The sequence below is a fragment of the Streptomyces sp. NPDC058796 genome (assembly GCF_042745235.1).
Lineage (GTDB): Bacteria > Actinomycetota > Actinomycetes > Streptomycetales > Streptomycetaceae > Streptomyces.
Genome location: NZ_JBHYOP010000001.1, coordinates 889,233 through 902,956 on the forward strand (window position 1 = coordinate 889,233; position 13,724 = coordinate 902,956).

13 protein-coding genes are annotated in these 13,724 nt (G+C 70.2%); 11 read left to right on the forward strand and 2 right to left on the reverse strand.

Annotated elements, in window-relative coordinates; translation table 11 throughout:
• From ACFW47_RS03920 to glmS, 11 genes are all read left to right on the forward strand, one after another.
• Positions 1-1,161 (forward strand): acyl-CoA dehydrogenase family protein, encoded by a 1,161-nt coding sequence (locus ACFW47_RS03920; RefSeq protein ID WP_386285916.1) that lies wholly within the window; start codon positions 1-3, stop codon positions 1,159-1,161.
• A 111-nt stretch (positions 1,162-1,272) separates the two neighbouring features.
• Positions 1,273-1,626: a hypothetical protein gene (locus tag ACFW47_RS03925; protein ID WP_386285918.1), complete on the forward strand. Its 354-nt coding sequence runs from the start codon at positions 1,273-1,275 to the stop codon at positions 1,624-1,626.
• A 151-nt stretch (positions 1,627-1,777) separates the two neighbouring features.
• Positions 1,778-2,824, forward strand: a complete 1,047-nt coding sequence (locus tag ACFW47_RS03930; protein WP_386285920.1) for an ABC transporter substrate-binding protein — start codon at positions 1,778-1,780, stop codon at positions 2,822-2,824.
• Between the two features lie 38 nt (positions 2,825-2,862).
• Positions 2,863-3,723, forward strand: coding sequence for a siderophore-interacting protein (locus tag ACFW47_RS03935; RefSeq protein WP_386304661.1), 861 nt, complete (start codon positions 2,863-2,865; stop codon positions 3,721-3,723).
• Between the two features lie 182 nt (positions 3,724-3,905).
• Positions 3,906-5,348 carry a lysine decarboxylase DesA gene (gene desA / locus ACFW47_RS03940; RefSeq protein WP_386285924.1) on the forward strand — a complete coding sequence of 481 codons (1,443 nt, stop codon included), beginning with the start codon at positions 3,906-3,908 and terminating at the stop codon, positions 5,346-5,348.
• Positions 5,332-6,615, forward strand: coding sequence for a lysine N(6)-hydroxylase/L-ornithine N(5)-oxygenase family protein (locus ACFW47_RS03945; protein WP_386304664.1), 1,284 nt, complete (start codon positions 5,332-5,334; stop codon positions 6,613-6,615). Before desA ends, ACFW47_RS03945 begins: the two co-directional genes overlap by 17 nt.
• A complete protein-coding gene (locus tag ACFW47_RS03950; RefSeq protein WP_386304665.1) occupies positions 6,612-7,169 on the forward strand; it encodes a GNAT family N-acetyltransferase in 558 nt (185 codons plus the stop codon). Before ACFW47_RS03945 ends, ACFW47_RS03950 begins: the two co-directional genes overlap by 4 nt.
• Complete coding sequence (locus ACFW47_RS03955) at positions 7,166-8,938, forward strand: IucA/IucC family protein (RefSeq protein WP_386285931.1); 1,773 nt, start codon at positions 7,166-7,168, stop codon at positions 8,936-8,938. The genes ACFW47_RS03950 and ACFW47_RS03955 overlap by 4 nt, the downstream gene beginning before the upstream one ends.
• A gap of 80 nt (positions 8,939-9,018) precedes the next feature.
• Positions 9,019-9,900 carry a DUF4429 domain-containing protein gene (locus tag ACFW47_RS03960; RefSeq protein WP_386285933.1) on the forward strand — a complete coding sequence of 294 codons (882 nt, stop codon included), beginning with the start codon at positions 9,019-9,021 and terminating at the stop codon, positions 9,898-9,900.
• 77 nt (positions 9,901-9,977) lie between these two features.
• Positions 9,978-10,235, forward strand: a complete 258-nt coding sequence (locus ACFW47_RS03965) for a hypothetical protein (RefSeq protein ID WP_073723312.1) — start codon at positions 9,978-9,980, stop codon at positions 10,233-10,235.
• Positions 10,236-10,289: 54 nt separating this feature from the next.
• The gene (gene glmS, locus ACFW47_RS03970) at positions 10,290-12,107 is read left to right on the forward strand and encodes a glutamine--fructose-6-phosphate transaminase (isomerizing) (protein WP_386285935.1); all 1,818 of its coding nucleotides are present in this window, start codon (positions 10,290-10,292) and stop codon (positions 12,105-12,107) included.
• 186 nt (positions 12,108-12,293) lie between these two features.
• On the opposite strand, the gene ACFW47_RS03975 is transcribed toward glmS, so the two are convergent.
• Together ACFW47_RS03975 and ACFW47_RS03980 are read right to left on the reverse strand one after the other, a co-directional pair.
• Positions 12,294-12,854: a GPR1/FUN34/YaaH family transporter gene (locus tag ACFW47_RS03975; RefSeq protein WP_386285937.1), complete on the reverse strand. Its 561-nt coding sequence runs from the start codon at positions 12,852-12,854 to the stop codon at positions 12,294-12,296.
• 127 nt (positions 12,855-12,981) lie between these two features.
• Positions 12,982-13,509 (reverse strand): universal stress protein, encoded by a 528-nt coding sequence (locus ACFW47_RS03980; RefSeq protein ID WP_073723318.1) that lies wholly within the window; start codon positions 13,507-13,509, stop codon positions 12,982-12,984.
• Between the last annotated feature and the right edge of the window lie 215 nt (positions 13,510-13,724).

Here is a 13,724-nt window from a genome sequence, read left to right on the forward strand (position 1 = left end):
ATGGACCACAAGCTCTCCCCCGAACTCGAGGAGCTCCGCCGCACGGTGGAGGAGTTCGCCCACGACGTCGTGGCACCCAAGATCGGCGACTTCTACGAGCGGCACGAGTTCCCGTACGAGATCGTCCGGGAGATGGGCCGCATGGGCCTGTTCGGCCTGCCGTTCCCGGAGGAGTACGGCGGCATGGGCGGCGACTACCTGGCGCTCGGCATCGCGCTGGAGGAGCTGGCCCGCGTCGACTCGTCGGTGGCGATCACGCTGGAGGCGGGCGTCTCGCTGGGGGCCATGCCGGTCCACCTGTTCGGCACCGAGGAGCAGAAGCGCCAGTGGCTGCCCCGGCTGTGCTCCGGGGAGATCCTGGGCGCCTTCGGCCTGACCGAGCCGGACGGCGGCTCGGACGCGGGCGCGACGCGCACGACGGCCCGCCTGGACGAGGCGACGAACGAGTGGGTCATCAACGGCACCAAGTGCTTCATCACCAACTCCGGCACGGACATCACCGGCCTGGTGACGGTCACGGCGGTCACCGGCCGCAAGGCGGACGGCCGTCCGCGGATCTCGGCGATCATCGTCCCGTCCGGCACGCCGGGCTTCACGGTCGCCGCCCCGTACTCGAAGGTCGGCTGGAACGCCTCGGACACCCGTGAGCTGTCCTTCGCCGACGTCCGGGTCCCGGCGGCGAACCTGCTGGGTGAGGAGGGCCGCGGCTACGCGCAGTTCCTGCGCATCCTGGACGAGGGCCGGATCGCTATCGCGGCGCTGGGCACGGGCCTGGCGCAGGGCTGCGTGGACGAGTCGGTGAAGTACGCGAAGGAACGTCACGCCTTCGGCAGGCCCATCGGCGCCAACCAGGCCATCCAGTTCAAGGTCGCCGACATGGAGATGAAGGCCCACACCTCCCGCCTCGCCTGGCGCGACGCGGCCTCCCGGCTGGTGGCGGGCGAGCCGTTCAAGAAGGAGGCGGCGCTGGCGAAGCTGTACTCGTCGACGGTGGCCGTGGACAACGCCCGCGACGCGACGCAGATCCACGGCGGCTACGGCTTCATGAACGAGTACCCGGTGGCCCGCATGTGGCGGGACGCGAAGATCCTGGAGATCGGCGAGGGCACCAGCGAGGTCCAGCGGATGCTGATCGCGCGGGAGTTGGGCCTGGCCGGCTGAGCCGCACGGCACCGTGACGCCGGGGCGGGCGCCGGGCACGGCCGGGTAGGGTGCGCAGGACTCAGGATCACGTGCCAGTGGACCGGGCGGGACCAGGTGAGGCGGGACCGGGTGAAGACGAGCGCCGCACCCTCACGGCTCCGGCTGTGCCTGCCCCTGGCCGTGAACGTGCTGCTGGGGGTACCGGCCGTCGTCCCGGCGTTCCTGCTCTGGTACTTCGCCTCGAACTGGCCACTCGCCGCCCTGGGGTGGACCGATCGTGAACCCACCGAGAACGACGGGGTCCTCCCCTGGGTGGTGCTCGCGACGCCGGTGCTCACCCTGTTCGGCCTCGTGTGGTGGCTGGCCAACCGTCCCCTGCGGCGCTGGACACCGCTGACACCGGGCGGATACCGGCTGCTGAGCGCCGCGGCCACCGCCGCGCCGACGCTCGCCCTCGTCGTGGCCGGCTGGGTACGGGACTGAGACGCCCTCTCCGGCGCGGGGTGACGGGACCCGGCCCGGCCCCACCCCGGCACCCCCTTGGCCCGAAACCTTTGGTTAGGCTAGCCTAAGCGCGCTTCCGCTCCCTTGGTACGCCCAAGCGGCCCCGTACGTACGAAAGCAGAGCCCAGCCATGCCGAACCGCACAACCGCCACCCTCTCCCGCCGCGGAATACTCGCCGCCGGCGGCGCACTCGGCCTCGGAGCCGTGCTCACGGCCTGCGGTGACGACGACGCGAAAAGCGGTGGCTCGGACGGCGGGACGGGCGCCGCCAAGTCCGGCCCCTGGTCCTTCAAGGACGACCGCGGCAAGACCGTCGAGCTGGACAAGGTCCCGGCGAACCTGGTCGCCTTCACCGGCGTGGCCGCCGCCCTCTGGGACTACGGCGTTCAGGTCAAGGGCGTCTTCGGCCCGACCACCACGAAGGACGGCAAGCCCGACGTCCAGGCCGGCGACCTCGACGTCGACAAGGTCACCGTACTCGGCAACGAGTGGGGCAAGCTCAACGTCGAGAAGTACGCCGCCCTCGCCCCCGAACTGCTCGTCACCACGACGTTCGACACCGCGGGCACCCTGTGGTCCGTCCCCGAGGACTCCAAGGACAAGATCGCCAAGCTGGCCCCGAGCGTCGCGGTCTCCGTCTTCGACCGCCAGCTCACCCAGCCGCTCCAGCGCATGTGGGAGCTGGCCGAGTCCCTCGGCGGCGACATGAGGGCGAAGAAGGTCACCGACGCGAAGGCCGCCTTCGAGAAGGCCGCGGCCCGGCTGCGCGCCGCGGCGAAGGCCAAGCCCGGGATCCGGGTGCTCGCCGGGTCCGCGAGCGCCGAACTCTTCTACGTCTCCGGCACCAACCTCTCCGTCGACCTGGAGTACTTCAAGGCCCTCGGCGTGAACTTCGTCGAGCCCTCGGAGGAGGCGAAGAAGGCGACCGGCGGCTGGTTCGAGTCCCTGAGCTGGGAGAACGTCGACAAGTACCCGGCCGACATCATCATCATGGACGACCGCGCCTCCACCATCCAGCCCGCGGACATCACCGAGGGCACCTGGAAGCAGCTCCCCGCGGTCAAGGCCGGTCAGGTCATCGCCCGCTCCCCCGAGCCGATCCTGTCCTACGACAAGTGCACGCCGCTCCTCGACAACCTGGCCGAGGCGATCGAGAACGCCGAGAAGGTCGGCTGACCCTCCCCCTTCCCCCCCTCCTCCTTCCGGAGCCCTTCATGACGACGGCCGTGGCCGCCCCGTTCCGTTTCTTCTCCCTCCAGGTCGTACGGACGAGGCGGCTCGGCCCGTCTCTGGCCCGGGTCACCTTCGCGGGCCCCGACCTGCACGCCTTCCACTCCGACGGGCGGGACCAGTCCCTGTCGCTGTTCCTGCCGCACCCGGGACAGCCGGAACCCGCGGTGCCCGTCGAGCTGGGGGACGGCTGGTGGCAGGGATGGCGTGAACTGCCCGACGACGTACGCGCGGTGATGCGCTCGTACACGCTCCGCGCCCTGCGCCGGGACGCCGACGGCCACACCGCCGAGATCGACATCGACTTCGTCCTGCACGGCGTCGAGCCGGACTCGCCGGTCCAGGCGGGCCCCGCCGCCCGCTGGGCCGCCGACGCCGCCCCCGGCGACCGCGTCGTCCTGCTCGGCCCGGCGATCGCCGACAACCGGGCGATCCGCTTCCGGCCGCCCGAGGACACCGACCTGGTGGTGATCTGGGGCGACGAGACCGCCGTACCGGCCGCCTGCGCCATCGCCGAGGCCCTGCCGCCCGGCACCCGCGCCCGGGTCTGGCTGGAGGTGCCGCACGCCGACGACGTGCAGGACCTCAGGACCGCGGCGGACGCCGAGGTCACCTGGCTGGTCAAGGACGCCGCCGCCGGCCCCGAGGCCACCCTCGCCACCCTCCGCGCGGCCGAACTGCCGTCCGCCGCGAACCCGTACGTCTGGATCGCCGGCGAATCCGGCTGCGTCAAGCAGCTCCGCCGGCACTTCGTCGCCGAACGCGGCATCGACCGCCGTCGCGTCACCTTCGTCGGCTATTGGCGCCGGGGCCTGACGGAGGAACAGCTCCGCGAGCAGGGCTGACGCTCCGCGCCCTGACGGCACCCGAACTCACCGTCCGTGGCGCACGGATGAGGTGTGAGTGACGGCAGTCACGTAGCGGTATGCGTTTGACCGATTGAGATTAGGTTAGGCTAACCTAAGTCGAAGTCAGGGCTCCGCCCTCTCCCGTCCCTCTCGGACCGTCCCCACCGGAGGACCCCCACATGCGCTCGCACCTGCTCAACGACACCACCGCGGAGCAGTACCGCCGCCTGGTGACCGAAGGAGTCGAGCGGGTGGCCGCCAAACTCGCCACCACCGACCGTCCGTTCACCGGCGTCACGGTCGACGCCCTCTCCCCCCGCGTCGACGAGATCGACCTCGACCAGCCGCTGCACGACACGGCCGCGGTCCTCGACGAACTGGAGGACGTCTACCTCCGCGACGCGGTCTACTTCCACCACCCCCGCTACCTCGCCCACCTCAACTGCCCGGTCGTCATCCCGGCCGTACTCGGCGAGGCGGTGCTCTCCGCCGTCAACTCCTCCCTGGACACCTGGGACCAGTCGGCCGGCGGCACGCTCATCGAGCGCAAGCTCATCGACTGGACCTGCGCCCGCATCGGCCTCGGCCCGGCCGCCGACGGCGTGTTCACCTCCGGCGGCACGCAGTCCAACCTCCAGGCCCTGCTGCTGGCCCGCGAGGAGGCCAAGACCGACTCCTTCGCGAAACTGCGCGTCTTCGCCTCCGAGGTCAGCCACTTCAGCGTGAAGAAGTCGGCGAAGCTGCTCGGCCTCGGCCCCGACGCCGTCGTGCCGGTCCCCGTCGACCACGACAAGCGCATGCAGACCGTCGCCCTCGCCCGGGAGCTGGAGCGGTGCGCGCAGGACGGCCTGGTCCCCATGGCCGTCGTCGCCACCGGCGGCACCACCGACTTCGGCTCCATCGACCCGCTGCCGGAGATCGCCGGGCTGTGCGAGCAGTACGGCGTGTGGATGCACGTGGACGCGGCCTACGGCTGCGGGCTGCTCGCCTCCCTGAAGTACCGGGACCGCATCGACGGCATCGAGCGCGCCGACTCGGTCACCGTGGACTACCACAAGTCCTTCTTCCAGCCGGTGAGTTCGTCCGCCGTGCTGGTCCGGGACGCGGCCACGCTGCGCCACGCCACCTACCACGCGGAGTACCTCAATCCGCGCCGCATGGTGCAGGAACGTATCCCCAACCAGGTGGACAAGTCCCTTCAGACCACCCGCCGCTTCGACGCCCTCAAGCTGTGGATGACGCTGCGCGTGATGGGCGCCGACGGTATCGGCGAGCTCTTCGACGAGGTGTGCGACCTGGCCGCCGAGGGCTGGAAACTGCTCGCCGCCGACCCCCGCTTCGACGTCGTGGTCCAGCCGTCGCTGTCCACGCTGGTCTTCCGCTACATACCGGCGGCCGTCACCGACCCCGCCGAGATCGACCGCGCCAACCTGTACGCCCGCAAGGCCCTGTTCGCCTCCGGCGACGCCGTGGTCGCGGGCACCAAGGTGGCCGGGCGCCACTACCTGAAGTTCACCCTGCTCAACCCCGAGACGACCACGGCCGACATCGCCGCCGTCCTCGACCTGATCGCCGGCCACGCCGAGCAGTACCTGGGAGAGTCCCTTGACCGCGCTTCCTGAAGCCACCATGAAGACCTACGACTTCGTGGGCATCGGCCTCGGCCCCTTCAACCTCGGCCTCGCCTGCCTCACCGAGCCCATCGCCGAGCTGAACGGCGTCTTCCTGGAGTCCAAGCCGGACTTCGAGTGGCACGCCGGGATGTTCCTGGACGGCGCCCACCTCCAGACCCCGTTCATGTCGGACCTGGTCACCCTCGCCGACCCGACGTCCCCGTACTCCTTCCTCAACTACCTGAAGGAGAAGGGCCGGCTCTACTCGTTCTACATACGCGAGAACTTCTACCCGCTGCGCGTCGAGTACGACGACTACTGCCGCTGGGCCGCGAACAGACTGAGCAGCGTCCGCTTCTCCACGACGGTCACCGAGGTGACGTACGACGAGACGGAGGAGCTGTACGCCGTCGCCACCACCTCCGGCGACACCTACCGCGCCCGCCGCCTCGTCCTCGGCACCGGCACCCCGCCCCACGTCCCCGACGCCTGCCGGGGCCTGGCGGGCGACTTCATCCACAACTCCCGGTACGTGCAGCACCGGGCGGAGCTGATGAAGAAGAAGTCGATCACGCTGGTCGGCAGCGGCCAGTCCGCCGCCGAGATCTACCACGACCTGCTCGGCGAGATCGACATCCACGGCTACCAGCTCAACTGGGTGACCCGCTCCCCCCGCTTCTTCCCCCTCGAATACACGAAGCTCACCCTGGAGATGACCTCCCCGGAGTACGTGGACTACTACCACGCGCTCCCCGAGGACACCCGCTACCGCCTGACCGCCGAGCAGAAGGGCCTGTTCAAGGGCATCGACGGCGACCTGATCAACGAGATCTTCGACCTGCTCTACCGGAAGAGGCTCGGCGGCCCGGTCCCCACCCGCCTGCTCACCAACTCGGCGCTCACCGACGCCAGGTACGCGGACGGCACGTACACGCTCGGCTTCCGCCAGGAGGAGCAGGGCACCGACTTCGAGATCGAGACCGACGGCCTGATCCTGGCCACCGGCTACCGGTACACCGAGCCGGAGTTCCTCAAGCCCGTCCGCGACCGGCTGCGCCACGACTCCCGGGGCAACCTGGACGTCGCCCGCAACTACGCCGTCGACGTCACGGGCAGTGGCGTGTTCCTGCAGAACGCGGGTGTCCACACACACAGCATCACCAGTCCCGATCTGGGCATGGGTGCCTATCGCAACAGCTACATCATCCGAGAGCTGCTCGGCACCGAGTACTACCCGGTCGAGAAGACGATCGCGTTCCAGGAGTTCAGCGCATGAGCACCACCACCCCCACGGCCGCCGGCATCGGCGCCCTCACCCTCCGTCCCCTCGACCCCCTGAAGGACGCGGTACTGCTGCACAGCTGGGTCACGCACCCGAAGTCCGCGTTCTGGATGATGCAGGACGCGAAGCTGGTCGACGTCGAGCGCGCCTACATGGAGATAGCCGCCGACGAGCACCACCACGCCTACCTGGGCCTGCACGACGGCGTCCCCGCCTTCCTGATGGAGAAGTACGACCCGGCCCACCGCGAGCTGACCGGCCTGTACGAGCCGCAGCCGGGAGACGTCGGCATGCACTTCCTGGTCGCCCCCACCGACCGCCCGCTGCACGGCTTCACCCGCGCCGTGATCACCGCCGTGATGGCCGAACTGTTCGCCGACCCGGCGACCGCCCGCGTCGTCGTCGAGCCGGACGTCGGCAACAAGGCCGTCCACGCCCTGAACGCAGCCGTCGGATTCGTGCCCGAGCGCGAGATCCAGAAGCCGGAGAAGAAGGCGTTGCTGAGCTTCTGCACCCGCGAGCAGTTCGAGAAGGCGGTGTCCGCATGAGCCTCGCCGACACCGTCGCCCACCTGTCCCCCGAACGCTGGGAGCAGGCCAACCGCCTCCTGGTCCGCAAGGCGCTGGCCGAGTTCACGCACGAGCGGCTGATCACGCCCGAGCGGTCCGCGGGTGACGCGTACGCCGTCCGCTCCGACGACGGCAAGACCGAGTACCGCTTCACCGCCACCGTCCGCGCCCTGGACCACTGGCAGGTGGACGCCGCCTCGATCACCCGCCACCGCGACGGCACCGAGCTGCCGCTCGCCGCGCTGGACTTCTTCATCGAGCTGAAGCAGTCCCTGGGCCTGAGCGACGAGATCCTGCCGGTCTACCTGGAGGAGATCTCCTCCACCCTCTCCGGCACCTGCTACAAGCTCACCAAGCCGAAGGTGACCTCCGCCGAGCTGGTGAACGCGGGCTTCCAGGCGGTCGAGACCGGCATGACCGAGGGCCACCCCTGCTTCGTCGCCAACAACGGGCGGCTCGGCTTCGGCATCCACGAGTACCTGTCGTACGCCCCGGAGACCGCGAGCCCCGTCCGGCTGGTGTGGCTGGCCGCGCACCGCTCGCGGGCGGCGTTCACGGCCGGTGTCGGCATCGAGTACGAGTCCTTCGTGCGCGACGAGCTGGGCGGGGCGACCGTCGACCGCTTCCACGGCGTCCTGCGCGACCGTGGCCTGGACCCTGCCGACTACCTCTTCATCCCGGTCCACCCCTGGCAGTGGTGGAACAAGCTCACCGTCACCTTCGCCGCCGAAGTCGCCCGCGGGCACCTGGTCTGCCTCGGCGAGGGCGACGACGAGTACCTGGCCCAGCAGTCCATCCGCACCTTCTTCAACACCTCGCACCCGGAGAAGCACTACGTGAAGACGGCCCTGTCCGTCCTCAACATGGGCTTCATGCGCGGCCTGTCGGCGGCGTACATGGAGGCGACCCCGGCCATCAACGACTGGCTGGCGCAGCTCATCGAGTCCGACCCGGTGCTGAAGTCGACGGGCCTGACGATCATCCGGGAGCGGGCGGCCGTCGGCTACCGGCACCTGGAGTACGAGCAGGCCACCGACCGCTACTCGCCGTACCGCAAGATGCTGGCGGCGCTGTGGCGGGAGAGCCCCGTCCCGTCCCTCCAGGACGGCGAGACGCTCGCCACGATGGCCTCCCTGGTCCACGTCGACCACGAGGGCGCGTCGTTCGCGGGCGCGCTGATCGAGCGGTCGGGCCTCGCGCCCACCGAGTGGCTGCGGCACTACCTGCGGGCCTACTTCGTCCCGCTGCTGCACAGCTTCTACGCCTACGACCTGGTGTACATGCCGCACGGCGAGAACGTGATCCTGGTCCTCAGGGACGGGGTGGTGCAGCGGGCGGTCTACAAGGACATCGCCGAGGAGATCGCGGTGATGGACCCGGACGCGGTGCTGCCGCCGGACGTCTCCCGCATCGCCGTCGAGGTGCCCGAGGACAAGAAGCTCCTGTCGATCTTCACGGACGTCTTCGACTGCTTCTTCCGCTTCCTCGCCGCGAACCTGGCGGAGGAGGGGATCCTCGAGGAGGACGGCTTCTGGCGGACGGTCGCGGAGGTCACCCGCGAGTACCAGGAGTCGGTGCCGGAGCTGGCCGACAAGTTCGACCGGTACGACATGTTCGCGCCCGAGTTCGCGCTGTCGTGCCTCAACCGGCTCCAGCTGCGCAACAACAAGCAGATGGTGGACCTCGCCGACCCGTCCGGCGCGCTCCAGCTCATCGGCAGCCTGAAGAACCCCATAGCGGGCCTGTAGGCCGGGCCCCCACGGACGGGCGGGCACCTCGGAGACGGTCCTCCGGGGTGCCCGTCGGGCGTCGGTGGAACAATCCCCGCATGGCGGAAATCATCCAGAAGGACGGAACGTGGGTCTTCGACGGCGACACCCTGCGGCTGACCCCCGGTCGGGACAAGAACGTCAGCCTGCTCCGCAGAGAACTGGGTGAACTGCTCGTCCCCCTGACGGCGTTGGCGGGCATATCGTTCGAGCAGGGCAAGAAGTCGGGGCGGCTTCGGCTGCGGCTGCGGGACGGCGCCGACCCCCTGCTGCACGCGACCGGCGGCCGGCTGACCGAGCCGCACGACCCGTACCAGCTGACGGTGGAGTCCGACCGGTACGGCGTCGCCGAGTACTTCGTGGACGAGGTGCGCAACGCCCTGCTCCTCGACCAGGTCCCGTCCGGCCCGGTCGGCTCCTACCTGCTGCCGGGCCCCTCCGTGCCGCTGTCGGTCTCCGCCGGGGACGGGGTCGCGAGCTTCGACGGCGAGCGAGTGCGGCTGGAGTGGAAGTGGCAGGCGGAGGACGCCAAGTCGGCCGCAGGCCCGCGCACCCTGCCCCTGGCCGACATCGTGGCGGTGGAGTGGCAGCCGACGGTCGGCCTGGAGAACGGCCACCTCCGCTTCACCGTGCGGGCGGCGCCGAGCAAGGTGCCGCCCAAGTACGACCCGAACGCGGTGGAGCTGTGGGGCTTCAAGCGGGACCCGCTGATGGCCCTGGTCGCGGCGGCCGTGCAGGCCCGGCTCCCGCATCCGTCCGCGCCGGCCGCCGTGGAGGACGCCCGGCCGGCCGAGCAGGCGTCCGCACCGGCGCCCGCCGCCGAGGACGACCACGACGCGCTGCTGCGGCGGCTGCGCGAGCTGGGCGAACTGCACCGCTCGGGGGTGCTGACCGACGAGGAGTTCACCCTGGCGAAGCAGGCGGTGCTGAAGCGGATGTAGACCCGCACCTCCGGTCGCCTGCCCGAAATCGGGCAGGATTCTTGCACAAGTGCGTCCCGTACTCCAGGATCTACCGGGTGCACGACGAACTCGTTGATCATCTGACGCGGTCCACCCCCCTCAACCGGGGCGAGGCGCTGCGCGTGATCCAGGACGTGCTCGCCTACTTCGACGAGACGACCGAGGAATTCGTCCGTCGCCGCCACCGCGAGCTCCAGGCCCAGGGCCAGGTGAACGCGACGATCTTCGAGCGGATCGAGGCGGAACTGAAGTACCGCGCGGTGGCTCCGCCGGAGCTGTCGCTCCGTCAGCTGCGCCGCATCGTCTACGGCTGAGAAGCCGTCGTCCACGGCTGAGAAGCCGGAGAGAGACACGAGGTCTACGTATACATGTGCGGAATCGTCGGATACATCGGCAAGCGTGACGTCGCGCCCCTGCTCCTGGAGGGTCTCCAGCGCCTGGAGTACCGCGGCTACGACTCGGCGGGCATCGTCGTGACGTCCCCGAAGGCGGCCGGCCTGAAGATGGTCAAGGCCAAGGGCCGGGTCCGCGACCTGGAGGCCAAGGTCCCGGCGCGCTTCAAGGGCACCACCGGCATCGCCCACACCCGCTGGGCCACCCACGGCGCCCCCTCCGACGTGAACGCCCACCCGCACATGTCGGCCGACAACAAGGTCGCCGTCGTCCACAACGGCATCATCGACAACGCCGCCGACCTGCGCCGCAAGCTGGAGGCGGACGGCGTCGAGTTCCTCTCCGAGACCGACACCGAGGTCCTGGTCCACCTCATCGCCCGTTCCGAGGCGGAGAAGCTGGAGGACAAGGTCCGCGAGACGCTCCGGGTGATCGAGGGCACGTACGGCATCGCCGTGATGCACGCCGACTTCCCCGAGCGCATCGTCGTCGCCCGCAACGGCTCGCCGGTCGTCCTCGGCATCGGCGAGAAGGAGATGTTCGTCGCCTCGGACATCGCCGCGCTGGTCACCCACACCCGCCAGATAGTCACCCTCGACGACGGCGAGATGGCCACCCTCAAGGCCGACGACTTCCGCACGTACACCACCGAGGGCACCCGCACCACCGCCGAGCCGACCACCGTGGAGTGGGAGGCCGCCTCGTACGACATGGGCGGCCACGACACCTACATGCACAAGGAGATCCACGAGCAGGCCGAGGCCGTGGACCGCGTACTGCGCGGCCGGATCGACGACCGCTTCTCCACCGTGCACCTCGGCGGCCTCAACCTGGACGCCCGCGACGCGCGCGCCGTGCGCCGCGTGAAGATCCTCGGCTGCGGCACCTCGTACCACGCGGGCCAGATCGGCGCACAGATGATCGAGGAGCTGGCCCGCATCCCCGCGGACGCGGAGCCCGCCTCCGAGTTCCGCTACCGCAACGCGGTCGTCGACCCCGACACCCTGTACATCGCCGTCTCCCAGTCCGGCGAGACGTACGACGTGCTGGCCGCCGTGCAGGAGCTGAAGCGCAAGGGCGCCCGCGTCCTCGGCATCGTCAACGTGGTCGGCTCGGCCATCGCCCGCGAGGCCGACGGCGGCATGTACGTGCACGCCGGGCCCGAGGTCTGCGTCGTCTCCACCAAGTGCTTCACCAACACCTGCGTCGCCTTCGCGCTGCTCGCCCTGCACCTGGGCCGCACCCGCGACCTGTCGGTCCGCGACGGCAAGCGGATCATCGAGGGCCTGCGCAAGCTGCCCGCGCAGATCGAGGAGATGCTGAAGCAGGAGGAGGACATCAAGAAGCTGGCCGCGCAGTACGCCGACGCCCGCTCGATGCTCTTCATCGGCCGCGTCCGGGGCTACCCGGTCGCGCGCGAGGCCTCCCTGAAGCTGAAGGAGGTCTCCTACATCCACGCCGAGGCCTACCCCGCCTCCGAGCTCAAGCACGGCCCGCTCGCCCTGATCGAGCCGGCCCTGCCGACGGTCGCGATCGTGCCGGACGACGACCTGCTGGAGAAGAACCGCGCCGCGATGGAGGAGATCAAGGCTCGCAGCGGCCAGATCCTCGCCGTGGCCCACCGGGAGCAGGAGAAGGCCGACCACACGATCGTCGTCCCGAAGAACGAGGACGAGCTGGACCCGATCCTGATGGGCATCCCCCTCCAGCTCCTCGCCTACCACACGGCCCTGTCCCTGGGCAGGGACATCGACAAGCCGAGGAACCTCGCCAAGTCCGTGACGGTGGAGTAGAAGCGCCCCGTTTGCGGCTTCCAGGGGCGCGGGGCTGTATTGATGTGCGGCTCCGCCGCGTGAGCGCGACCAGCCACGACGCGCCGGTACAGGGAGAACAAACCGAACGGCCCCCCACGTGTGCCACCACACACGCGGGGGGCCGTCCCGTGCCGGGGAGCCGCCCAACCCCCCAGCCCGCGGCAGCTATGCCGTCGCGCCCCGCCCCGCAGCCCGCCGCCGAAACGCCGTAGGCCACTGCGCGCGCACCGCCGTCGCCGCGTACCAGGCGACCGCCCCCGCCACGACGGCGAACCAGCCGCCCGCCTTGCCCAGCACCTCGCTGTCGGCGAAGGCACCGAGGGCGAGCAGCAGCAGGGAGACGGCGAACAGCCCGTACACGCCCTGTCCGAGCGTGTCGCCGTCGGCGAACGTGAGGGAGAGGGCGACGAGGGCGAACAGCAGCAGGAAGAGTCCCGCCGCGTTGGCGGAGACCTGGCCGCCGGCCGAGACGGCCCAGGTGAACCAGAGCGCGCCGAGCACGGTGAAGGCGGTGCCGGAGGCGGTGTCCCGCTCGCGCAGCGCCAGCAGTCCGGCGACGAAGAGCGCTACACCCCCGACGTACTGGGCGACGGTCACGGCGTCCGCCGCCGTCACGCCGTCGACCACGCGGGTGTGACCGAGGCCGAAGGCCAGCAGGGTGATGCCGAGCGCGAGTCGGCCGACGATCGTGGTGGTGGTGCTTCCCGCGGAGACGTCGTTGTCCACGGCGGGCTCCCTTCATGCATGTGCGGTTGTGCGGTGACCGGTATATGCCCTTCACAAGGGCACAAACACCTCTACGCGCCGGTAGGTTCACGCAGCATGACGAAAGGGCGACCCGGTGGCGGGGCCGCTACGGGATGACGACGACGGGCCGCTGCGCCCGCTTGGCGAGCCGGCCGGCGACGGAGCCGAAGAGGCGGCCCACCAGTCCGTGACTGGAACCGACGACGATGGCGTCCGCCTCGTACTCCCGGCCCACCTCTTCGAGTTCGTGGCAGATGTCGCCGCCTCGCTCGACCAGGATCCAGGGCACCTCGGTGAGGTAGTCCGCGCACGCCAGCTCCAGCCCCAGCACCTCGGTGCGGTGGTCCGGCACGTCCACGAAGACGGGAGGTTCGCAGCCCGCCCACACCGTGGTCGGCAGACGGTTGGCGACGTGCACGATGACCAGGCCCGAGCCGAGCCGGCGTGCCATGCCGATCGCGTACGCGAGGGCGCGCTCGCTGGAGGTGGAGCCGTCGAAGCCGACGACGACACCGTGCTTGAAGGCTGGGTCGCACGACTGGCGGGGCTCTTCGGCCGCCAGGGGCTCGGCCGCCGTAGGTTCGGCGACGGGCCGCTTGCGGTCCGCGGGTTCGAAGAATTCGTGACCGGCCATGGCTGTCTCGGCGTTTTTATCCTCTATGGGGGACAACAGTGTGCGGTGGAGCTGTGTCCGGTGTGTGTCCGGGAATGGTCTTCCCAACCCCATACCCCCAAGGGTACGGCGGCACGCCTCCTTCGCCCAGATCCCGCGCAGGGTCCGCCGCGGGGTTCACCGGAGCATGCACGAGGGGGCGCCCGTAACGCAATGGTTGCTGCGCTGTACAGGCG

What these genes read in the sequence shown, in the direction of transcription:
- ACFW47_RS03920 (WP_386285916.1), top strand. Translation starts at nt 1, where the DNA reads ATGGACCACAAGCTCTCCCCCGAACTCGAGGAGCTCCGCCGCACGGTG.
- ACFW47_RS03930 (WP_386285920.1), top strand. Translation starts at nt 1,778, where the DNA reads ATGCCGAACCGCACAACCGCCACCCTCTCCCGCCGCGGAATACTCGCC.
- ACFW47_RS03935 (WP_386304661.1), top strand. Translation starts at nt 2,863, where the DNA reads ATGACGACGGCCGTGGCCGCCCCGTTCCGTTTCTTCTCCCTCCAGGTC.
- desA (WP_386285924.1), top strand. Translation starts at nt 3,906, where the DNA reads ATGCGCTCGCACCTGCTCAACGACACCACCGCGGAGCAGTACCGCCGC.
- ACFW47_RS03950 (WP_386304665.1), top strand. Translation starts at nt 6,612, where the DNA reads ATGAGCACCACCACCCCCACGGCCGCCGGCATCGGCGCCCTCACCCTC.
- ACFW47_RS03955 (WP_386285931.1), top strand. Translation starts at nt 7,166, where the DNA reads ATGAGCCTCGCCGACACCGTCGCCCACCTGTCCCCCGAACGCTGGGAG.
- ACFW47_RS03960 (WP_386285933.1), top strand. Translation starts at nt 9,019, where the DNA reads ATGGCGGAAATCATCCAGAAGGACGGAACGTGGGTCTTCGACGGCGAC.
- glmS (WP_386285935.1), top strand. Translation starts at nt 10,290, where the DNA reads ATGTGCGGAATCGTCGGATACATCGGCAAGCGTGACGTCGCGCCCCTG.
- ACFW47_RS03980 (WP_073723318.1), bottom strand. Translation starts at nt 13,509, where the DNA reads ATGGCCGGTCACGAATTCTTCGAACCCGCGGACCGCAAGCGGCCCGTC.